The sequence below is a fragment of the Micromonospora sp. PRAS1 genome (genome assembly GCF_059553435.1).
In genome coordinates this window covers 255869-276549 of record NZ_JCANNB010000003.1, presented here as the reverse complement: position 1 = coordinate 276549, position 20681 = coordinate 255869, and the positions used below count along the sequence as shown (strand labels likewise).

Sequence of the window (20681 nt, the reverse complement as noted above, 5' to 3'; positions counted from 1 at the left end):
GGTGCATCGGCAGGTCGACAACCGAATAGCCAGGAGGAGAGACCACCATGAGCATGATCGAGCGAATCCGCCACCGCCGCGACGCCAACCGCCGCGCCCGCGCCATCGAGCGGGCCCTGCGGTCCGCCAGTTCGCCCGCGGTCCGCGACGAGATCCTCGCCATCGCCCAGCGTCACATGCACTGACGCCCCCGACCCTGTTCACCTCCTCCAGATCGACGACCCGCCCGGACCACCGGGCGGGTCGTCGGCGTTCGTACCGGGCGGCTGACACCGGGATACCGCCCCGCCGCAGCGCCCGGTACGGTGGGGCACGGTCGTCGTCCACGCTCGGGACGGGTCGAGACGATAGATGCATCTCGACACCACCCGGCGACGGACAGTGACGATTGATGCTCCCCGGGAGCCCATCGGTGGCCACCGGGATACGGTGCGGGGAGCCGGCACTGGCCGGCTTGCCCTACCGAGACCATCGGCGACGGCGGCCGACATGTGATGGAGGAGGCGCACGCATGACGTCCGAGGGCCCGCACCGCCCCGGCCAGGAGCCGGACGAGGTGCCGCCGGGCGGCGGCGGACCGGCGCCGTACGGCGACCGACCGGCTCAGCAGGACAGCGGGTATGGCGCAACCGCCCCCGACCTCGGCTGGGCTCCCGCACCACCCGCACAATCCGACGGCGCGGCCACACCCGGCTGGGCAGGGCAGCAGGGCACCCAGTGGGGCGGCGGCCAGGCAACCCGTCAGGCGGAACCCCCGGCCCCCGGCGCCTGGGAGCCGGCCGGTGCCCACCAAGCATCCTGGGCGCCTCAAGGTGAGCAGGCCGGTCAGGGCTGGCCACCCGCCGCACCGTCCGCATCGGACCAACCCGCCTGGGCGTCCGCCGGTCAGGGCAGCCCGCCCCGCACCGACCCCGGCAGTCCCGACCCGGCCCAGCCGGCGGAATGGACGCCGAACCAGACCGGACCGGGCTGGGCCGGCAGCCAGTCGCCGTCCGGCCAGACCGGACCAGGCTGGGCCGGAGATCAGTCGCCGTCCGATCAGGCCAGGCCCGGCTGGGCCGGAGATCAGTCGCCGTCCGATCAGGCCAGGCCCGGCTGGGCCGGAGATCAGTCGCCGTCCGATCAGGCCGGGCCCGGCTGGGCCGGCAACCCGCAGCCGGGTTGGTCCTCCCCGCCGCCCGCCGAGCACCAGACTCCCGGCTGGGCCACGGGTGCGAGCAACCCCGAGCCGGCCAAGCCCGACTGGGCGCAGACCGACCAACCCGCCAAGCCCGACTGGGCACCGGCCGACCAGCCCGCGCCGATCCGTTCGGAGCCGGCGGCCCGGGCCACGGCGCAGGTACCGCAGCCGAACACCACCCGACCGGCCCCGGACGAGCCGGCCCGAGCCGGTGGGTGGCAGGCGGACCAGCAGGAACAGCCCGGTTGGGCCAACGGCCAGCGGCCGGATTCCGCTGCCGGCCGTTGGGGCGGCGACCCGCAGCCGGCCGAGGGCTGGCAGGCCGGTGGCGACCGACCGGCGCAACCCGACTGGGCCACGCCACAGCCGGCGGAGTCGGCCGGCTGGTCGGGCGGCGGCACCGGGGGCGACGGGAGTCCGCAGTGGTCCGGTGGTGGCAACGGGTCCGATGGGGGCCCACAATGGTCGCCGCCAGCTCAGAACCCACCGACGGCAGCCTGGACGCCCGCCGAACCGGCCCGGCCCGGCGACGCCGGGCCGCCGCCGTCGTGGAGCCCGTCGTCGGAGCCGCTACCGTCCCGCACCGCAGCCGAGCGACCGTCACTCGACATCGAACCGTGGGCCCCCGGCGAGGCGTGGGGCAATGCCGGCTCAGCCGACCCGGCGACGGCCCGGCCCGGCGCCCAACCCGAATCGGGACGGCCCGAGAACGGCCCGATGTACCAGCCCGCGCCGGCGCCCGGTATCTCGCCGGCCAACATGGTGCCGCTGCCGCCGCAGGAGCAGCGGGTGCCGGGTGCCAGCCTGGCCGCGACCCCTCCCGCCGACTACGCGTTCGGCGGGGAGCAGGCCGGGCAGGGCCCGCAACCGGGCACCGAACCGCCCGCCGGAGGCATGGGCTGGAGCCAACCCGAGTCGCGGCACGACGAGCCGCAGGCGGCAGCCATCCCGGCACCGCGTACCTCACCGGAGTCCACCGGCCGGGCGACCCCGCCGACGACCGCCAGCGGCGTCTCGGCGAGCGCGTCGGTGCCGCAGGCCAGCCGGGTGACGCCCCCGGCCGACCACTCGGCGCTGCCGACGGGCACGCCCCCGCCGCAGCCCCGGGTGTACGGCCGGCCCGCCCAGCCCGAGCAACCGGTGGAGCCCGTTCAGGATCGGGACGAGCAACCGCACCGATTCGACCAGGGCGGCCCGGATCCACGTTTCGGCGACCGGGACGGTCCGGACGCGTTCGCGCACGCTCCCGCCGCACCGGCCGTCCCGCCGTCCTTCCCACCCGGTCTGCCCACCTTCGCCGACGCACCGCCGAGCAACCGGCCGGTGAACGGGACCAAGCCGCACGCGGAGCCGGAGCGGCCGGCTGACCCGTTCGGCCCACCGCCCGGCGGCGACCGCTTCGGCGGCCCCGGCGGTGACCCGTACGGTGGCCCCGGCGGCGACCGCTTCGGCGGTCCGGGTGGCGACCGCTTCGGCGGTCCGGGTGGCGACCGCTTCGGCGGCCCGGGAGGTGACCCCTTCGGCGGCCCGGGTGGTGGCTCCTTCGGCGGCCCGGCCGAACGTCCAGGGGGAGCTCACGGCCCGACGGACCGCACCTCGGCGTTCGCGCCGCAGCAGCCCGGCCAGCCGTGGAGCCCGGAATCCTCCGCGCCCGAGGGGGATCAGGGCCGCTTCGACGCGTTCAAGCCGGTCGCCGAGCCGGCCCCGGACACCCCGGCACCGAAGGTACGTAATGGCCGGGTGCTCGCTGCGGTGCTGGTGGCCGCGGTGCTCATCCTCGCCATCCCGCTCGGCCTGTTGCTGCTGCTCGGCAAGATCGGCGGCTCCGACGAGGCGGGTGCCTTCAACCCGGCCGTCGGCTCCTGCGTCAAGCGCTCCGGCGACAGCGCGGTGGTCGCCGAATGCGGTGACCCGGAGGCGTTCACCGTGGTGTCGAAGGTCGATTCGAAGGACAAGTGCCCGGATCCCTCGCTGCCCATCGTCGAACTTCGCGGCAACGTGTCCCAGCCGGTGCTCTGTCTGAAGGACGCCACCGGCTGATCCGCGTACGCACGGCGGCGGGGTCACGGGCAACCGTGACCCCGCCGTTTCGCGTACGGCCGCGGCTTCGGCGGGACGCGGACCTGGCTGAGCGGCACCGACCTGCCCGTCGAGCCGGCCGCTGCCCGGCGGTAGGGCACGATGAGGGCATGAGTGCACGCGTGCGGGCTCCCGAGCTTCGAGGCCGGGCCTGGTTGAACACGGGTGGGCGGCAGCTGACGCTCGCCGACCTCCGCGGCAAGATCACAATCGCGGATTTCTGGACCTTCTGCTGCATCAACTGCCTGCACGTGCTTGACGAACTGCGTCCGATCGAGGAGAAGTACGCCGACGTCCTCGTGGTGATCGGCGTACATTCGCCGAAGTTCGAGCACGAGAAGGACCCGGACGCGCTCGCCGCCGCCGTCGAGCGGTACGGCGTGCACCACCCCGTGCTCGACGACCCTGAGCTGGACATGTGGCAGCAGTACGCGGCCCGCGCCTGGCCGACCCTCGCGGTGATCGACCCGGAGGGTTACGTGGTCGCCACGATGGCCGGCGAGGGACACGCCGAGGGACTGGTCCGGCTGATCGACGACCTGGTCGCCACCCACGAGGCCAAGGGCACGCTGCACCGGGGCGACGGCCCGTACGTCCCGCCGGCCGAACCGCAGACCACGCTGCGTTTTCCGGGCAAGGCGGTGGCCCTGCCCGACGGCGGTCTGCTGGTCTCCGACTCGGCCCGGCACCGCCTGGTCGAGCTGGCCGACGACGGTGAGACCGTGCTCCGCGCGATCGGCACCGGCAGCCGGGGCCGGGCCGACGGGGCGGCCGACGTCGCCACCTTCGCCGAGCCGCAGGGGCTGTGCCTGCTGCCGCCGCACGTCGCCGAGGTGTCCGGTTACCACCTGGTGGTCGCCGACACCGTCAACCACCTGCTGCGGGGCGTACGACTGGACACCGGTGAGGTGGTCACCGTCGCCGGCACCGGGCGGCAGTGGCGGTCCACTGTCGACGACCACGCGCACGACGCGCTCTCCATCGACCTCTCGTCCCCCTGGGACCTGGCCTGGTACGACGACAAGGTCGTCGTCGCCATGGCCGGCATCCACCAGCTCTGGTGGTTCGATCCGATCAAGCGCACCGCCGGGATGTACGCCGGCACCACCGTCGAGGCGCTGCGGGACGGGCCGCTGAGCGAGGCGTGGCTGGCCCAGCCGTCCGGGCTCGCCGTCTCCGCCGACGGTGCCCGGCTCTGGGTCGCCGACAGCGAGACCAGCGCCATCCGGTACGTCGAGAACGGCGTCATGGGCACCGTTGTCGGCCAGGGCCTGTTCGACTTCGGTCACGTGGACGGGCCGGCGGCGCAGGCGCTTTTGCAGCATCCGCTCGGTGTCTGCGCGCTGCCGGACGGCTCGGTGCTGATCGCCGACACGTACAACGGGGCGGTGCGCCGCTACGACCCGGCGACCGACCAGGTCTCGACCGTGGCCGCCGGGCTCGGCGAGCCGAGCGACCTGGTGCTCACCCCGGACGGCGCGGTGCTGGTGGTGGAGTCCGCCGCGCACCGGATCACCCGGCTGGCCCCGGGTGCGCTCTCGGCGGCCGGGGCGGACACCGTCGACGGCCCTCGGCACCGTACCGAACGCAGGCCGACCGACCTGGCCGCCGGCGAGGTGGTGCTGGATGTCGTCTTCACCCCGGCGCCGGGACAGAAGCTGGACGAGACGTACGGCCCGTCGACCCGCCTGGTGGTTTCCGCGTCGCCACCAGAGTTGCTGGTCGAGGGGGCGGGTACCGGCACCGAGCTCTCCCGTCGTCTGGTGATCGACGGCTCGGTGCCCGACGGTGTTCTTCAAGTGACCGCGCAGGCGGCGACCTGCGACGCCGACGTGGAACACGCGGCCTGCCACCTGACCCGGCAGGACTGGGGCGTGCCGATCCGCGTCACGGCCGACGGCGCGGTCCGCCTTCCGCTGGTCCTGCGCGGCCTGGACGCCGGCTGAGCACCGCCGCTCGAAGTGTTAGGAAGGGCCCCTTTACCTACACCAGGCGTTAATAAGGGGCCCTTCCTTTCACTTAGTTGGTGAAGGGGGTTGGGGTGATGCCGGCGTCGACCAGGGCGGCGCGGACGAGTTCCGCGGCGGCCACCGCGCCGGGGCTGTCGCCGTGCAGGCAGATCGACTCCACGGTGCAGGGGATGACGCTGCCGTCGATGGCGATCACGCTCCGTTCGCTGGCCATGCGTACCGCCTGGCGGGCCACCTGCTGCGGATCGGTGACCAGGGCGGCGGGCGAGGAGCGGGGCACCAGTTGCCCGCTGGGCAGGTAGTTCCGGTCGGCGAAGCCCTCGGCCACCACCCGCAGCCCGGCACCCTGGGCGAGCTGGGCCAGCACCGAACCGGGTGGGCAGAGCACGGGCAGCTCGTGGTCGAAGTCCTCGATCGCGGCGACCAGCGCCGCCGCCTGCACCTCGTCGACGGCGGCGGCGTGATAGAGCGCGCCGTGCGGCTTGAGGTAGCGGACCCGGGTGCGGTACGCCCGGCAGAACGCGTTGAGCGCGCCGAGCTGGTAGAGCGCCTCGTCGCGCAGCTCCGCGAAGTCGTACGCGATGTGCCGCCGACCGAAGCCGGCGAGGTCCCGGTAGCCCACCTGGGCACCGACCGCGACCTGACGCTCGGCGGCGGCGGCGCAGACCCGGCGCATCGTGGGCGGGTCGCCGGCATGGAAGCCGCAGGCGACGTTGGCCGAGGTGATCAGGTCCAGTAGCGCCTCGTCGTCGCCGAGCCGCCAGGCACCGAATCCCTCACCGAGATCAGCGTTCAGGTCCATGAAACCTGACGGTAGTGCCTGGGCGGGCCTGCGCGAGCGGGGTCACGTCGGCCAGCACGGCGACCACGGGATAGCCGCCGGTGACCGGATGGTCGGCCAGGAAGATCAACGGTTGGCCGTCCGCCGGTACCTGTACCGCGCCGAGGACAAGCCCTTCGCTGGGCAGCTCACCGCTCACCGCGCGGGGCAGCGGCGCGCCGGTGAGTCGCGCGCCGACTCGGTTGCTCACCGGGCTGACTGCGTACGCCGTGTTGAAAAGCAGGTGGAGCGCGGCCGGGGTGAACCAGTCGTGCCGGGGGCCGAGCCGGACGGCGAGGTGCAGTTCCGTCGGGTGCGCGACCGGCACGGTGACGTCGACCGGGGCGGGCGGACCGGTCGGAGCCCCCAGCGGCAGCAGGTCGCCGTCGCGCAGCGGCGCGGGCCCGAGCCCGGAGAGGGTGTCGGTGGAGCGGCTGCCCAGCACCGGGTCGACGGCGATCCCGCCGGCCACAGCGAGCCAGCAGCGCAGACCCCGTCGGGCGGGACCGATCCGCAGCAGCGTCCCGGCCGGCACGGCAAGCGGTCGACCGGGGTCACCGGGGCGGTCTCCCAGCCACACGTCGACCTCGGCCCCGACCACGGCCACCGTGGTGGCGCGGGTCGGCCGCAGCGCACAGCCGGTCAGGGTGATCTCCAGGCCGGCTGCCGACTCGGGGTTCCCGACCAGGCGGTTGGCCAGCCGCAGCGCTCCCGGGTCGAGCGCGCCGGAGCGGGGCACCCCGAGGTGCGCCCACCCGGGCCGGCCCAGATCCTGCACGGTGGTCAACGCCCCGGCCCGGACCACCTCGACGTGGCCGGTCACGCCGGCACCAGCCGGACCCGGGTGCCGGGAACGAGCCGGGCCGGTGGATCGGCGCGTACGTCGAAGAGGGTCAGCCCGGTACGCCCGATCAGCAACCAGCCGCCGGGCGACGCGGTCGGGTAGATCCCGGCGTACGGGCCGGCCAGGGCGACCGAGCCCGCCGGTACCCGGGGACGCGGGGTGGCCAGCCGGGGCACGGCCAGTTCGGCAGGTAACCCGGTCAGGTAGCCGAAGCCGGGCGCGAAGCCGCAGAACGCCACCCGGAACTCGGTCTGTCGTAGCCGACGCAGCACGCCCGGCACGTCCGTCCGCCAGTGTTCGGCGACGCGGGGCAGGTCTTCGCCGTCGTAGGTCACCGGCACCTCGAGCAGGTCGGCCCCGGTGGGGGCCGGGCCGGCGGGCAGCACCGGCGCCCAGCTCGCGATCCGGTCGGCGGTGGCCACCGGATCCGGTACGCCGTCCAGCAGCACGGTGGCGGCGGCGGGCACGATCTCGGTGGCGACCAGGTCGCCCCGGTCCCGGGCGCGCCACAGTTCGGCCCGCCACGCCTCCACGGTCGCGGCGACGTCCGTCCCGCTGTCGGCGAGGTCGAGCAGCAGGGCGCGCGTACCCACCGGTCTGATCCGCATGCCGTCATCATCCCGGACTGCTGTCCGCGTTCGCCTCCGCCAACCCTCCGGACCGGCTCCCGCCCGCTCGCCGGCGCAAGGGTCCACCGACCCGTTGGCGGCGTGACGAGTCGCACTACCCGCAGGTAACCTACGGTGTCGTAGCCTAAGGGCCGTGACCACCTCAGCACGCCCCCGGCTAAAGCCGGTCGACATCGGGAAACCCCGGATGCGCGGCTGGCTGCACACGTACGCCTTCTTCGTCGCCCTGGTCTGCGGCATCGTGCTCTGTTCGATCGCTGCGGCCCGTCCGGGCTGGACCCCGCTGGTCAGCTGCGCCGTCTACAGCTTCACCGTCTGCGGCCTCTTCGGCACCAGTGCCCTCTACCACCGTCGGGTGTGGTCGACCCGTGGCTACCAGGTGATGCGGCGGATGGACCACTCGATGATCTTCTTGTTCATCGCTGGCACCTACACGCCGTTCTGCATTCTGCTGCTGGACACCCGGACCGCTGTGATCATGATGTCGGTGGTCTGGGGCGGTGCCGTGGCGGGAGTGGCGCTCAAACTGATCTGGCCGCACGCGTCACGCTGGATCTCCGCACCGCTCTACCTGGCCCTCGGCTGGGTGTCGGTGGCGATGCTGCCCGACATCCTCCGCCAGGGCGGGGTCACCGCGCTGGTGTTGCTCGCCGTCGGTGGTGCGATCTACACCGTCGGCGCGGTCTTCTACGCGCTACGCCGGCCGAACCCGTGGCCCACCGTCTTCGGTCATCACGAGTTCTTCCACGCCTGCACGCTGGTCGCGGCGATCTGCCACCACATCGCGATCTACTTCGCGCTCTTCGCGTGAGCCCGGCCCACTGCACGCTCATCGCCTGAGCCTCGGCCGGGATGCGCTGGACAGGGGCGGCGGCAGTGGGACGGGGGCGCCGTCCCACTGCCGCCGGAGGGGGGAGGTCAGACCGTCGGGCCCGGCCGGCGCACCTCGCGGTACTCCTGCACCACCCGGTCGTTCTGGACCGGTACGGCGCGCTCGGTGACCACCCGCTCAGCCGGGGCCGGCACCATGCGCCGCCGCGAGTTCCAGAAGTAGAGCGTCACGAGCAGGCCGGCCACCCCGGCCAACATCAGCACCCAGCCGACGACGTTCAGATTGAGCCAACCGACGTCCGCCTGTACGGCGAAGGCGAAGATCGCGCCGACCGCGATCAGGAAGATACTGCCACCGATACCCATCTCGTCGTCTCCTCGGCATTCGAAGCTGCAATCCACTCCGCCGCGGCCATGGATGACGGTTGCGGCGCCAGGGGATTTACCCCGGCACGGAGATCGCCAATCGGGCAAGCTGAACGGATGACGGACAGCCCGGTCGCCGGACGCACACTCGTGCTGCTGCGGCACGCCAAGGCCGAACCACCCACGGCGGACGGTCTCGATGTGGCGCGCCCACTGGCCGCCGGTGGCCGCGCCGACGCCAGGGCCGCCGGCGCCTGGTTGGCCCGGCACGCGTTGCTGCCGGATCTGGTGCTCTGCTCGGCGGCGCTGCGCACCCGACAGACCTGGCACGAGGTGCAGTTGGGCATCACCGGGGCGCCACCGGAGGGCGGCCCGGCCGGCCCGGTGCCGGTCGTCCGCTACGAGACGCAGGCGTACGAGGCGCACCCGGGCGAACTGTTGACGCTGCTTCGTGCGGTCGAGCCGGACGCGGGCACGGTGCTGCTGATCGCGCACAACCCGGGCATCTCGCTCCTGTCCGAGCTGCTCGATCCGCCCGGTGCGGATCCCGACGGGCTACGCACCACCGACCTGGTGGTGCACCGGCCCACCGGGCCCTGGCTGGAGCTGGGCCACGGCACCGCCCCGATCAGCGCGCGACACACCGCACGCGGCTGAGTCGGTCCAGCCGGGTGCGGTGTGGTCGGCTGCCCGCCCCTACCCGGTCGGCGGGCTCGCCTCAGCGCTCGGGGACGCCAGGGGCAGCCCCGTGTCAGCTCGGTGGGGCGGTCGGCGGCGGCGGATCGGGTGGTGGCGGCATCATCGCCGTCGGATGGGAGAGCCGGTTCTCCTCCACGATCAGGGTCCGGGCCCGCTTGCGGCGGTCCTGCCAGTACCAGAGGGTGGTGAGCAGGACGGCAAGTCCGGCCAGGATGAAGACCCAGCCGACGGCACGCAGGTCCACCCACCAGACGTTGGCCCGGATGGCGAAGGTCAGGATCGCGCCGATCGCGATCAGGAAGATTCCACTACCGATGCCCATGTGCGCGGCACTCCCCCGTGCGGTTGCTCTGGGCGTACATCTGACTGACGGTTGCCCGTCCTGGTCCGTGACGGTTACCCGTCCGGCGTGGGGTTACCCGCGCCGTCGGCCGGCGAACGCCTGGGGGCCGGGCCCGGGCCGAATCGGGCAGCGGCCACCTGACGGCCCGGTTTCGGACGAAGGACGCCGAACGGCCGGTGGGCATCAGCCCACCGGCCGCCGAAGCGCTGATCACCGGATCAGAAGATCTCCTCCGGGAGATCCATGATGTCCAGGTCGGTGCCCTCGATGATCCGCCGGTCGGCGCCGATGCGCGGCAGCACCTCGCGGGCGAAGAACCGGGCTGACGCCACCTTGCCGGTGTAGAACGCCTTGTCGGTGGCGGAGACCTCGCCGGCCAGCGCCTTCAGCGCCACGTCGGCCTGCCGCTGCAACAGCCACCCGACGACCAGGTCACCGATCGCCAGCAGGAACCGCCGGCTGCTCAGCCCGACCTTGTAGAGCGCACGCGAGTCGCCGCCCTGCGCCTCGCCGAGCCAACCGGTCAGCACGCCGAGGATGGTCTGGACCTCGGCGAGCGCCTTGCCGAGCGCCTGCCGCTCCTCCTTGAGCTGGCCGTTGCCGACCTCGGTGGTGATGAACTCCTGGATTTCGCCGGCCACCGCCATCAGCGCCTTGCCGTTGTCCCGGACGATCTTCCGGAAAATCAGATCGAGGCTCTGGATCGCCGTGGTGCCCTCGTAGAGGGTGTCGATCTTGGCGTCCCGGACGTACTGCTCCAGCGGGTAGTCCTGGAGGAAGCCGGAGCCGCCGAAGGTCTGCAACGCCTCGTGCCCGAGCAGCTCGTACGCCCGCTCCGAGCCGACGCCCTTGACCAGCGGAAGCAGCAGGTCGTTGACCCGCTTGGCCAGTTTGGTGGCCGGCTCGTCGCCGGCCGCCTCGGCGATGGCGACCCGGTCCTGCCAGGAGGCGGTGTAGAGGACCAGCGCCCGCAGCCCCTCGGCGTACGACTTCTGAAGCAGCAGCGAGCGGCGCACGTCCGGGTGCGCGGTGATGGTGACCCGGGGTGCGGTCTTGTCCGCCATCTGGGTCAGGTCGGCACCCTGCACCCGGTTCTTGGCGTACTCCAGGGCGTTCAGGTAACCGGTGGAGAGGGTGGCGATCGCCTTGGTGCCGACCAGCATCCGGGCGTACTCGATGATCATGAACATCTGCCGGATGCCGTCGTGCTTGTCGCCCATCAGCCAACCCCTGGCCGGCACGCCGTGCTCGCCGAAGGTCAGCTCGCAGGTGTTGGAGACCTTCAGGCCCATCTTGTGCTCGACGTTGGTGGCGAAGACACCGTTGCGCTCGCCCAGCTCGCCGGTCTCCTCGTCGAAGTGGTACTTCGGCACGACGAAGAGCGAGAGTCCCTTGGTACCCGGGCCACCGACGCCCTCCACCCCGACCGGACGGGCCAGCACGTAGTGGACGATGTTGTCGCTCAGGTCGTGCTCGCCCGAGGTGATGAAGCGCTTGACGCCCTCGATGTGCCACGAGCCGTCCGGCTGCGGGATGGCCCGAGCGCGGCCAGCGCCCACGTCCGAGCCGGCGTCCGGCTCGGTGAGCACCATGGTCGAGCCCCACTGCTTGTCGATGAAGAGCTTGGCCCACTTCTTCTGCCGCTCGGTGCCCTCGACGTGCAGCACGTGGGCGAAGGACGGGCCGGAGGCGTACATCCAGACCGGGGCGTTCGAGCCGAGCACCAGCTCGGCGAGGGCCCACCAGAGCGCCCGGGGGGCGTTGGTGCCGCCCAGCGCCGGGGGGAGGTCGAGGCGCCAGAACTCGGAATCCATGAACGCCCGGTACGACTTCTTGAACGACTCCGGAAGCGGCGCGGTGTGCGTGGCCGGGTCGAAGACCGGTGGGTTGCGGTCGCTGTCGGTGTAGCTGGCGGCCAGGTCCTCGCGCGCCAGGCGGTCCATCTCGGCGAGGAAGCTCCGCGCGGTGTCAACGTCAAGTTCGGAGTACGGCTCCTGGCCGAACGCCCGATCCGCGCCGAAGACCTCGAAAAGGTTGAACTCGAGGTCCCGAAGATTGCTCTTGTAGTGGGTCATGTCGCTGGCCCCGCTTCCGGACAGGTGTTACCGATCAGTAACCCAGACTCTATTACTCGCGGGTAGACAGCGACAACCCGCCCGCCGAAGTGACAGCGATTACACAGTCGCCGTGGCTGGACCGGCCACCGCAGCGGACACCGGCCGATCACCCCTCGGTCGCGCCGACCTCCCAACTCGGCACCACTGCGGTCGCCGCGCTCGGCGAGCCCGTGTACTCCATCAGAACCAGCGCGATGTCGTCGTCGAGCCGGCCGTGCACCCACTCGACCAGGGCGGTCTCCAGCGAGGCCAGGCCGTCCGCGACCGTGCCATGCCCGAGCAGCCGCCATGCCCGGTCAGCGGTGGGGAAGAACTCGCCGTCCCGGCGCGCCTCGCCGAGCCCGTCGGTGAAGAGCAGCAGCCGGTCGCCCGGCTCCAACCGCTCCACCCGGGGCCGCACCACCGGCATGAAGCCAAGCGGCGGCGCCGGTGACGGCGGCTCCAACGGGATCACCGCGCCATGGCGCAGCAGCAGCGGGGCCGGATGTCCACAGTTGACGATGGTCAGGGTGCCGCCCCGCTCCTCGACCAGCGCCGCGGTGACGAAATCCTCGTCACCCACGCTGCGGGCCACCGCCCGGTCCAGGTCCGCCACCACGGCGCGCAGGTCGGCCCGCTCGTATGCCACGTGCCGGTACGAGCCCAGCACGATGCTGGCCAGCCGGACCGCCTCCAGCCCCTTGCCGCGCACGTCGCCGATGATCATGCGGACGCCGTACGGGGTGTCGATCGCCTCGTACAGGTCACCGCCGATCTCCGCGGTCGCGGTCGAGGAGATGTAGCGCCCGGCCACCGAGAGGGCGCCCACCCGAGGGCCGAGCGTACGCAGCACCGCCTGCTGGGCGACCGCCGCGAGCTTCGACAGCTCCGCGATCTGCTCGGCCTGCCGCTCGCGTACCGCGGCCACCGCCGCCGCGATGCCGGTGCCCAGCGCGATGCCGGCCACCGCGACCGCGGCGGAGACCGAGACCGGCCGCTCGGCCAGCGCGAACACCGCCCCGAGGATGGACGCGGCGGCACCGATCCCGAGCACGATCCGCCAGGACGCCAGCGCTGCGGCCAGGAACGGGGCGGCCACCATCAACGCGATGTAGTTCGCCGCGCGACCGTCCGCCCACTCCATCGCCGAGACGATCGCGAGCAGGACGAGGGCCGCGCCGAGGCCGGCGCGGGATCCGGGACTCAGCGGGCCGCGGCCCGGCTGGAGGAGTTGCGTGCGTACATCCGACAGCATGCCCGATGGCCGGGGCGGAAAGAATGACCCTGACCCGTCGTACGAACGGGTTCTGGCCGCGCGGATCACGGCCAGAACCCGAAAGCCTCTCGGCATCGGCTCAGCCGAGCACCTCGTACCGGACGGTGATGTGTCCGAGGTCGAGCGAGGCGATCTGGCCGAACGCGGCCCGGGACAGGTCCAGGCAGCGCCCCTCGATGAACGGACCCCGGTCGTTGATCCGCACGGTGACCGACTTGCCGTTCGCCGGGTTGGTCACCTTCACCTTGGTGTTGAACGGCAGCGTCTTGTGGGCTGCGGTCAACTCCTCCGGGTTGAACGTCTCACCGTTGGCCGTCATCTGGCCCTGCCAGTAGAAGGAGGCCCCACAGGAGCCGGTCTCCACCACCGGACGGGCCGCAGTCGTCGTCTTCTTGGCGCTCGGCGTCGGCTTCGGGCTGGGCGTACGCGGCTTGCTGCGGGACGGCGCCTGCGCGGTCCGCGACGGCGTCGGGCTCGCCGTCGCACTTGCGCTGGGCGAGCCGGTGGCGCTCGGCGACGCGCTGGTGCTCGGCGACCCGCTCTCGCTCGGGGTCGCCGACGCCAGCGGGTCGGCGCTGGGTGCGAGGTCGACGGCGGGCGGCCGGGTGGGCTCCGCGCCAGCGGTCAGGTGTACGGCGCCGACGGTGCCCCCGACGGCAAGGGCGACGGCCACCGCGGCGCTGGCCGCGAGACCAGTCGGCGAGGTGATCCTGCGGGTACGGGAGTGCCTACCAACCACCGGCCCGGTCCTTTCATCAATGGATCAAATCGGGTCGGACCATAACGAGAGAAGCACTTCGGAAGTCAACGTGATCATGGCGGTATGCCCGTAATTGCGGTAATACGTGCAGCCGATCATCCGATCCGCAGTAGGCCACCCGGTCCGCTGCCCGCACGATAGGTGGCATGCCGGCTGAGCTGAGGCAACGCCTCGTCGAACTGTTCCGTTGGGTCGACCCCGATCCCGACGCGAGTCACCTGGTCAGCGACATCTCCGGCTGGTGGCGGGACCCCGTGACGCTCGCCGCGCTGGGTCCCGCGCTGGTCGCCCCGTACCGCTCGACCCGACCCACCGTCGTGCTGGCTCCGGCGGTCACCGGTTTCCTGCTCGGCCCGCTGGCGGCCACGGCGCTCGGCGTGGGCTTCGTCGCGGCACACAAACCGGGCGACGGGCGGCTGCCCGCCGGCCCGCTGACCTGGGCGCAGAGCCCGCCCGACTTCCGTGGCCGGCGGGTCGACCTGGCCGTCCGGGACCGGCACCTCGGCCCCGGCGACCGGGTACTGGTGGTGGACGACTGGGTGACCACCGGCGCCCAGGTACGCGCCCTCTACGACATCTGCGCCGCCCGAGGCGCCGAGCCGCTCGGCACCGCCACCGTCGTCGTCGACTGCCCACCCGCCCTCGCCACCGACCTGCGCATCCGCGGCCTGCTGACCAGCGCCGAACTCGGGTGAACGGAAGGGCGGTTCAGCGGACGAAGTCCTCGACCGCCGTACAGACCCGGCCGAGCGCCTCGGCGGAACGGGCCAGCGGTCCGGGAACCATCAGCGCGTGGTCGGCCGCCGGGATCTCCAGCACGTACGGGGTGAGCCGCCGGGCGACCGCACCGTCCCAGGACGGGTCGGCAGTCCCGCCAACCAGGACGAACGGGGCGGTGGCCCGACGCAACGCGTCCACCACCTCGGCGCGATGCAGCAGCGGGGTGAGCCAGATGGCGGCCAGTCCACGGTCGGCGGCGAGCGGCGTCGCCAGGCTGCCGAGCGACTTGCCGACCAGGAGATGCGTCCGCTCGGTCAGGGTCGCGGCCACCTGGTCGCACACCCACCCACCGCCGGTGTCCAGGCTGAAGTTCTCCGGCACCTGCCAGGAGATCCCGTGCAGCCGGAAACCGGCCCGGCGCAGTGCCTCGCCCAGGTAGACGAAGAGGGGGTACCGGGTGTCGTAACCGCCTCCCGGGATGAGCACCGCACGTCGGTCCGCCATGGACGTCTCCTTCTTGTCGGGCATCGACCGTACCCCTCTGCCGGCAAAGGGCGGACGACGGAAGCGCCACCTCCGCCGGCCGGTAACGTCTCGATGATGTGGCCACGGATCGGCGGACTGCGCACTCTCGCCCTCGGTACCCCGGGTGACCTGCGGACGAGACTCAACAGCCTGGTGCTGTCCGGAGCCAAGACCGCGACCGCGGGTCTGCTCGGTGAGTACGCCGAGGAGGCCGAGGAACTGGAGCACGTCGGTGAGCGGCTCGCCCTCGTCGACGACCACGACGCCCAGATCGGCGTCGTCGAGGTGACCGGGGTCGAGGTGACCCGCTTCGCCGAGGTGCCCTGGGATTTCGCCCGGGCCGAGGGGGAGGGCGACCGCTCGATCGAGGAGTGGCGGGCCGGCCACGCCGCCTACTGGGACCGCACCGGCACCCCGGTCACCGACGACACGGAGATCGTCTGCATCCGCTTCCGCCTGCTGTGAGGGCTCAGCCGCGTCAGTCCAAGCTGGCGTACCGGCTCAGCCGCGTAGTCCCGGCTTGGCGTGCGGACTCAGCCCGCGTAGTCCAGGCAGCAGGCGGGTGGCGACATCCGCAAGTACCGCCTCGTCGCCGGCGTACCAACTGCTCTCCCGTGGCCAGTGCGTGATCACGTCGGTGAAGCCCAGCTCGGCCGCCCGGCCGACCTGGTCGGCGAAGAACTGGGCGCTACTGAGCGAGAAGACGGGCGCCCCGTCCAACGAGAGGTAGCGGTCCATGCTCCCCGGGTCACGTCCCTGCGCGGCAAGCGTCGAGTCGAACCGCTCCACCAGCTCGGCGACCCCGGCCCACCAGCCGTCCAGGTCGTCCACCACGGGGCCGTAGGTCACCCACCCCTGGCCGAACCGGACGGCCAGCCGGATCGAGCGCGGACCGTTGGCCGCCATCACGAACGGCACCCGGGGATCCTGTACGCACCCCGGGTTGTTCCGCGCGTCCACCGCCGCGAACCAGTCGCCCCGCCACGTCGTGCCGTCCTCCCGCAGGATCGCGTCGAGCAGCTCGGTGAATTCGGCGAACCGGTCCACCCGCTGCCGTGGGGGCAACGTCTCGCCGCCGAGCACCGCCGAGTCGAAGCCGATGCCGCCCGCACCCAGGCCAAGCAGCACCCGCCCGCCGGAGACGTCGTCGAGCGCGGTCACCTGCCGGGCGAAGGGGGCCGGATGCCGGAAGTTCGGCGACGCGACGAGCGTGCCGAGCCGGATCCGGGTGGTCACCGTAGCGGCGGCGGTCAGGGTGACCATGGAGTCGAACCACGGGCCGTCCACCAGGTCACGCCAGCCCAGATGGTCGTACGTCCAGGCGTGGTCGAAGCCCCACTCTTCGGCCTGCTGCCAGCGGCGCCGGGCCGCCGACCAGCGCTGATCCGGCAGGATAACGATGCCAATCCGCATGATCGCCAGCGTACGACGGAAGTGCCGTTCGGGCAGCCCGGCGACCGGCACCCGGATAAGGGATTTCACAATCTGCCCTGGGCCGGCAGCAGCTCGTGCGCCTGGCGACACTCCACCGAATTCACGGTAATCAGCGGAAAGCGACGACAATACTGTTAGCTGGACTTCGGCCGGTGCAACCGCTGACCCGATCGCCATGCAAGTACGGAAGGTGCGCAGTATGCCCCGCGAACTCACGAAGATGATTACCAGAGCGGCCCGCCAACCGAGGCGGACCACGCAGATCCTCTTCGACCGGAAGGGCTGGTCCGGCTGGTACTGGCTGGTCGTGAACCGCGGCCTCCGCCAGCCGCTCGATCCACAGCGGCCACTCGCCACCCGGCGATACACCTCGTACAGCGCATATCTCGCCCACCAGCGCAGCAAGCTGGCGCTGCTCGACCTCACGTCGTACGACAAGCAGTTTCGCGCCGCGCTCGTGGACCGCCTGGCGGGCGAAGGATGGGCTGGCCGTGCCGTGCTCTGCCTGGCGGCCCGGATCGGCACCGAGGTCAAGGCCTTCCACGACCTGGGCGCGTTCGCGGTCGGGATCGACCTGAACCCCGGCCCGGAGAACTCATGGGTGCTGCCCGGCGACTTCCATCACCTGGTCTTCCCGGACGAATCCGTCGACGGCGTCTACTGCAATTCACTCGACCACGCTCTCGATCTCAAGCAGACGCTTACCGAGATTCGTCGGGTGCTCAAGCGGGACGGCCGGCTTCTGGTCGACGCCGTGCAGGGCGCCTCGGAAGTCCCCTTCGACGAATGGGCGGCCACCTCGTGGCGATCCATAGACGACCTCGTCGGCGAGATCGAGGCATGTGGTTTCACATTGTCCGATCGCCGGGAAATCGCCGTACCGTGGGCCGGAGAATATCTCTCCTTCCAGGTGGCCGGGGAGAATCACCCGGCAGTCTCGTCCAACACCCATTCCAGATAGGCAGGGTTGCCACTCGACACGGGCAGGGCGAGTACACAGGGCACCTCGTACGGGTGCTCCTCGTTGGCGCGGGCCGTGATGCGCTCGACCAGGCTCGCCCGGGTGTGCAGTGCCACCCTGGCCTCCGGTTCGTCGTGCACATTGCCCTCCCATCGGTAGATGGAGCGGATCGGGGCGAGGTTGTGCCCGCAGGCGGCCAGGCGGTCGTCGACCAGCCGGCGGGTGAACGCGGCAAGCCACTCTGCATCCGGGCCGGTGATGATCACTTCGACTACCTCGGTCACTACTCGCCCTCCTCGGTCTCAGCCTATCGGTGCTGGAGCATGCCTCCGGCTCGCGCTACGCCGGCCCGCCAGCCCGCTCACCGCTGGACGCCGCCGCCCGGTGCACGTCTATGACGATCACGGTGACGTTGTCCCGGCCACCCTCGTCAAGAGCCAGGGTGACGAGTCGGTCGGCAACGCTGCCGGCGTCCTCGGGAGAGTTCAGGGCGGCTCGGACCAGCTCCGGCGGCACGTACGAACTCAGCCCGTCCGAGCAGAGCAGGATCCGGTCGCCGGGACGAAGACGCAGGCTCGTCAGATCGGGAGATCGGCCGTCCTTACGCCCGTCGAGGAAGCGGGCCAGCCGCTCGGGAAGGTTGGGAATCGCCCCGGCGTCCGACAGCAGGTATTGGTAGGTGTGGTCCTCGCTCATTCGGGTCAAGGTGCGGTTCCGCAGCAGGTAGGCGCGCGAGTCCCCCACGTTACCCACGACAGCCTGGGTGCCGGACCAGAGCAGAGCGACAAGCGTGGTCCCCATCCCGCTCAGGCCCGGCTGCTCGCGGGTCTTCCGGCGCAGCGCCGCACTGGCGTCGGCAATCGCCCTGCCCAGCGTGTCCGCCAGCTCGTCCGTCCCGGCTGGACGGTCGTACGCCGTCATTGCCTGAATCGCCGTGGTGCTCGCGATGTCACCGGCGACATGGCCGCCGAGCCCGTCGGCGACCGCATACAGCCACCGCCCGTGCAGGAAACTGTCCTCGTTGCGTCGTCGGACGTGGCCGACGTGTGTCCGGCTCGCGGCGGCCAACCTGATCGGTTCCGTCATGACTCACCCACGGGCGCGTCGGGCCACGGCTCCTGGGCTTTCTCGTCGCGGTGCAGGACGTGCACGGTCTCGACGCGGTCGCTCGCCACGACGTACTCGGTGACCTCAACGGGCTGGTTGTCCGCACCCGACGTGCCGACTCGCACGATCTCGAGTACGGGCAGATTGGTCGGGATCTCCAGGAGGGCGGCCTCGTCCCTGCTGGGCATGCGGGCTCGGTGGATCTCCATCCACCTGATCGGCCAGTGTCCGGCCTTCTCGATGCGACACAGCCACTCACCAGCTGCGGGGGCCGCGTCCAGGTCAGCGACGATCTCCGCCACGCGCGGATGGATCCACGAGATGTTGATCTGGAAGGGTGCCTCGGAGGCTGGCCCGGTCACGCGAAACCGGCGCAGTACCTCGGTGCCGGGCTCGACGCCGAGGAGCTTGGCGATGCGTGGGTCTTCGAGCCTGGTCGGCGCACCGCTGGCCTTACCGTGGCGCACCCACACCTCCTGGGCACTGGCCGAGGGGAACGAGTAGCCAGTCGCCTGCTCGTTGCGCTTGACCAGGTCGCCACGGGGCCGACGAGGACGCATCGTGCCGTACCGCACGGCGATGCCTCGGCCCTGAACCGCCCACACGTAGCCTTCGGTCTCCAGCACGGCAATGGCCCGGCCGATGGTGTCGCGGTTGGCACCGTACTCCGCGGCGAAGTCGTTTAGCCTCGGAAGGCGGGCACCCGGTGCCCACTCCCCGGCCTCGATCCGGTCTCGGATCTTGGACGCGATGTCCAGATAGCGCGAGTGCACGGGCAAGAAGCTCCCCTCCCCTCGATTGACTGGGGACATTCCTTGACCGGAGCGCCGATTGTCCCCAGACTATCTACATCCATTGTCCCAAGACAACATGGTCGACAAAAGGCCCCGACGGGCGGCTACCCGTCGAGGCCGGCGCATCGGTCCTCGCGAAAGGAAACCCACGATGCCTGTCCAACCTACCGCTCACTCCGCTCCGCGCGCCCCGGGCGGCCCTCCGGCGCGCATCACGAAGACCACGGCCCCCACCATCCACGACCCTGGACCTTCACCCGTCCCACTGGATTCCCTCAGTTACGGCGAACTCGCCGTAGCCATCCACGCTGCGGGCATACCCGCCAAACCAAGCTCGCTGACCGCCGAGCAGATCAAAGCACTCGCGTTCGCTGGCATCGCTCGACTCGGCTTGGCCCAGATCCGCCGCCTCAACGCCGAATGGCGTGCAGCCAACATCTCCTACTGCAACAAGACCCGCACCGACCCCTCGGCCGACACGCCAGACGAGACCGCCACCATTCGCCGACTCTGGGGTTCCAGCAGGCGGGAGCAGACGGCCGTCAACCTCGGCTACCGTCTCCAGAACGCCCTAATGCGCGGCCAACCGACGGCATGACCATACCCAGGGCATGAACGAAGCCCAGGTCAACCGACCTGGGCTTCGCACTGGGTCGACTAACGGAAATCGACCCCGCACTCGGGAGAACGCACACGCAGATCGCGCGGTAGTCAGCAGCAGCGCGAGGTCCCGCTGGTGGCGGGCTCCTTCGCTGCCTCGGTTGCCTCGCCGCAGCGGCACTCGTCGCCGTCGCCGGCCATGTTGAGGACGTTGGCGTCGGCCTTGACGGTGTAGACCTCCCAGGGCTCGTTACCGGGGCCGCGTACCCAGACCTTGTCCTGGAGGGCGTAGCAGCACTCGGTGTCGTTCTCCTCAAGCGTGATGAGGCCGGATTCGGTGAGGCGCTTGGTGGCGGCGTTGACGTCGTCGGTGCTTGACACCTCCACGCCCAGATGGTCCATGACGGTGGGCCGGTCGGCCGCACCCTCCAGCAGCACGAGCTTCAGGGGCGGGTTCTCGACGGCGAAGTTGGCGTAGCCGGGACGGCGCTTGGCTGGCTCGACGCCGAACAGTTTCGAGTAGAAGGCGACCGAGCCTTCGAGGTCGGACACCCGCAGGGCGAGCTGGACACGGGACATGAGGGACCTCCTGCTAGGTACGAAATCCGGGCTTGCCTAGATGGTTTTCGAAGCAGCCCCACTGTTGC

23 protein-coding genes are annotated in these 20681 nt (G+C 71.5%); 9 read left to right on the top strand and 14 right to left on the bottom strand.

Annotated features, from left to right (window positions below; all coding sequences use genetic code 11):
• Window positions 1–47: 47 nt before the first annotated feature.
• The 3 genes from AC507J_RS05070 to AC507J_RS05060 all read left to right on the top strand — a co-directional run bounded on the left by AC507J_RS05070 (window position 48) and on the right by AC507J_RS05060 (window position 5205).
• Window positions 48–185, top strand: coding sequence for a hypothetical protein (locus AC507J_RS05070; protein WP_341718349.1), 138 nt, complete (start codon window positions 48–50; stop codon window positions 183–185).
• A gap of 326 nt (window positions 186–511) precedes the next feature.
• A complete protein-coding gene (locus AC507J_RS05065; RefSeq protein WP_496287862.1) occupies window positions 512–3220 on the top strand; it encodes an LppU/SCO3897 family protein in 2709 nt (902 codons plus the stop codon).
• 149 nt (window positions 3221–3369) lie between these two features.
• Window positions 3370–5205 carry an NHL domain-containing thioredoxin family protein gene (locus AC507J_RS05060; RefSeq protein ID WP_496287861.1) on the top strand — a complete coding sequence of 612 codons (1836 nt, stop codon included), beginning with the start codon at window positions 3370–3372 and terminating at the stop codon, window positions 5203–5205.
• Window positions 5206–5278: 73 nt separating this feature from the next.
• Here AC507J_RS05060 and AC507J_RS05055 read toward each other — a convergent pair whose 3' ends face one another.
• The 3 genes from AC507J_RS05055 to AC507J_RS05045 are packed head-to-tail and all read right to left on the bottom strand — an operon-like array spanning window position 5279 to window position 7501.
• On the bottom strand, window positions 5279–6031 hold the full coding sequence (locus AC507J_RS05055; protein ID WP_496287860.1) for a LamB/YcsF family protein: 753 nt from the start codon (window positions 6029–6031) through the stop codon (window positions 5279–5281).
• On the bottom strand, window positions 6015–6872 hold the full coding sequence (locus AC507J_RS05050) for a 5-oxoprolinase subunit C family protein (RefSeq protein ID WP_496287859.1): 858 nt from the start codon (window positions 6870–6872) through the stop codon (window positions 6015–6017). The genes AC507J_RS05055 and AC507J_RS05050 overlap by 17 nt, the downstream gene beginning before the upstream one ends.
• Complete coding sequence (locus tag AC507J_RS05045; protein ID WP_496287858.1) at window positions 6869–7501, bottom strand: 5-oxoprolinase subunit B family protein; 633 nt, start codon at window positions 7499–7501, stop codon at window positions 6869–6871. Before AC507J_RS05045 ends, AC507J_RS05050 begins: the two co-directional genes overlap by 4 nt.
• A gap of 154 nt (window positions 7502–7655) precedes the next feature.
• On the opposite strand from AC507J_RS05045, the gene trhA reads away from it, so the two are divergent.
• A complete protein-coding gene (gene trhA, locus AC507J_RS05040; protein WP_496287857.1) occupies window positions 7656–8333 on the top strand; it encodes a PAQR family membrane homeostasis protein TrhA in 678 nt (225 codons plus the stop codon).
• 107 nt (window positions 8334–8440) lie between these two features.
• On the opposite strand, the gene AC507J_RS05035 is transcribed toward trhA, so the two are convergent.
• On the bottom strand, window positions 8441–8719 hold the full coding sequence (locus tag AC507J_RS05035) for a DUF6458 family protein (RefSeq protein ID WP_496287856.1): 279 nt from the start codon (window positions 8717–8719) through the stop codon (window positions 8441–8443).
• 117 nt (window positions 8720–8836) lie between these two features.
• Between AC507J_RS05035 and AC507J_RS05030 the strand changes: the two genes are divergently transcribed.
• Window positions 8837–9376: a SixA phosphatase family protein gene (locus tag AC507J_RS05030; RefSeq protein WP_496287855.1), complete on the top strand. Its 540-nt coding sequence runs from the start codon at window positions 8837–8839 to the stop codon at window positions 9374–9376.
• Window positions 9377–9470: 94 nt separating this feature from the next.
• Here AC507J_RS05030 and AC507J_RS05025 read toward each other — a convergent pair whose 3' ends face one another.
• From AC507J_RS05025 to AC507J_RS05010, 4 genes are all read right to left on the bottom strand, one after another.
• Window positions 9471–9740 carry a DUF6458 family protein gene (locus tag AC507J_RS05025; protein WP_111243504.1) on the bottom strand — a complete coding sequence of 90 codons (270 nt, stop codon included), beginning with the start codon at window positions 9738–9740 and terminating at the stop codon, window positions 9471–9473.
• A gap of 239 nt (window positions 9741–9979) precedes the next feature.
• Entirely contained in the window at window positions 9980–11836 is a 1857-nt protein-coding gene (locus tag AC507J_RS05020; protein ID WP_496287854.1) for an acyl-CoA dehydrogenase, read from the bottom strand.
• A gap of 148 nt (window positions 11837–11984) precedes the next feature.
• The gene (locus AC507J_RS05015; RefSeq protein WP_496287853.1) at window positions 11985–13112 is read right to left on the bottom strand and encodes a PP2C family protein-serine/threonine phosphatase; all 1128 of its coding nucleotides are present in this window, start codon (window positions 13110–13112) and stop codon (window positions 11985–11987) included.
• Window positions 13113–13212: 100 nt separating this feature from the next.
• Window positions 13213–13872, bottom strand: a complete 660-nt coding sequence (locus tag AC507J_RS05010; protein WP_496287852.1) for a septal ring lytic transglycosylase RlpA family protein — start codon at window positions 13870–13872, stop codon at window positions 13213–13215.
• Window positions 13873–14039: 167 nt separating this feature from the next.
• Here AC507J_RS05010 and AC507J_RS05005 point away from each other — a divergent pair, with 167 nt between their 5' ends.
• Window positions 14040–14588, top strand: a complete 549-nt coding sequence (locus tag AC507J_RS05005; RefSeq protein ID WP_496287851.1) for a phosphoribosyltransferase family protein — start codon at window positions 14040–14042, stop codon at window positions 14586–14588.
• A 13-nt stretch (window positions 14589–14601) separates the two neighbouring features.
• On the opposite strand, the gene AC507J_RS05000 is transcribed toward AC507J_RS05005, so the two are convergent.
• Complete coding sequence (locus AC507J_RS05000; RefSeq protein ID WP_496287850.1) at window positions 14602–15117, bottom strand: alpha/beta fold hydrolase; 516 nt, start codon at window positions 15115–15117, stop codon at window positions 14602–14604.
• 96 nt (window positions 15118–15213) lie between these two features.
• Here AC507J_RS05000 and AC507J_RS04995 point away from each other — a divergent pair, with 96 nt between their 5' ends.
• Window positions 15214–15603, top strand: coding sequence for an ASCH domain-containing protein (locus AC507J_RS04995; protein ID WP_496287849.1), 390 nt, complete (start codon window positions 15214–15216; stop codon window positions 15601–15603).
• A gap of 36 nt (window positions 15604–15639) precedes the next feature.
• Here the strand turns inward: AC507J_RS04995 and AC507J_RS04990 are convergent, their stop codons facing one another.
• Window positions 15640–16551 carry an LLM class flavin-dependent oxidoreductase gene (locus tag AC507J_RS04990; RefSeq protein ID WP_496287848.1) on the bottom strand — a complete coding sequence of 304 codons (912 nt, stop codon included), beginning with the start codon at window positions 16549–16551 and terminating at the stop codon, window positions 15640–15642.
• Between the two features lie 220 nt (window positions 16552–16771).
• On the opposite strand from AC507J_RS04990, the gene AC507J_RS04985 reads away from it, so the two are divergent.
• Window positions 16772–17533, top strand: coding sequence for a class I SAM-dependent methyltransferase (locus AC507J_RS04985; RefSeq protein WP_496287847.1), 762 nt, complete (start codon window positions 16772–16774; stop codon window positions 17531–17533).
• On the opposite strand, the gene cutA is transcribed toward AC507J_RS04985, so the two are convergent.
• The 3 genes from cutA to AC507J_RS04970 are packed head-to-tail and all read right to left on the bottom strand — an operon-like array spanning window position 17497 to window position 19452.
• Entirely contained in the window at window positions 17497–17817 is a 321-nt protein-coding gene (gene cutA / locus AC507J_RS04980) for a divalent-cation tolerance protein CutA (RefSeq protein ID WP_496287846.1), read from the bottom strand. The two genes, AC507J_RS04985 and cutA, sit on opposite strands and share 37 nt — an antisense overlap.
• Before the next feature lie 55 nt (window positions 17818–17872).
• Window positions 17873–18619, bottom strand: coding sequence for a PP2C family protein-serine/threonine phosphatase (locus tag AC507J_RS04975; protein WP_496287845.1), 747 nt, complete (start codon window positions 18617–18619; stop codon window positions 17873–17875).
• On the bottom strand, window positions 18616–19452 hold the full coding sequence (locus AC507J_RS04970) for a GntR family transcriptional regulator (RefSeq protein WP_496287844.1): 837 nt from the start codon (window positions 19450–19452) through the stop codon (window positions 18616–18618). The genes AC507J_RS04975 and AC507J_RS04970 overlap by 4 nt, the downstream gene beginning before the upstream one ends.
• Window positions 19453–19585: 133 nt before the next feature.
• Between AC507J_RS04970 and AC507J_RS04965 the strand changes: the two genes are divergently transcribed.
• Window positions 19586–20032, top strand: a complete 447-nt coding sequence (locus AC507J_RS04965; RefSeq protein ID WP_496287843.1) for a hypothetical protein — start codon at window positions 19586–19588, stop codon at window positions 20030–20032.
• A gap of 113 nt (window positions 20033–20145) precedes the next feature.
• On the opposite strand, the gene AC507J_RS04960 is transcribed toward AC507J_RS04965, so the two are convergent.
• Entirely contained in the window at window positions 20146–20613 is a 468-nt protein-coding gene (locus tag AC507J_RS04960) for an ArsI/CadI family heavy metal resistance metalloenzyme (protein ID WP_496287842.1), read from the bottom strand.
• Between the last annotated feature and the right edge of the window lie 68 nt (window positions 20614–20681).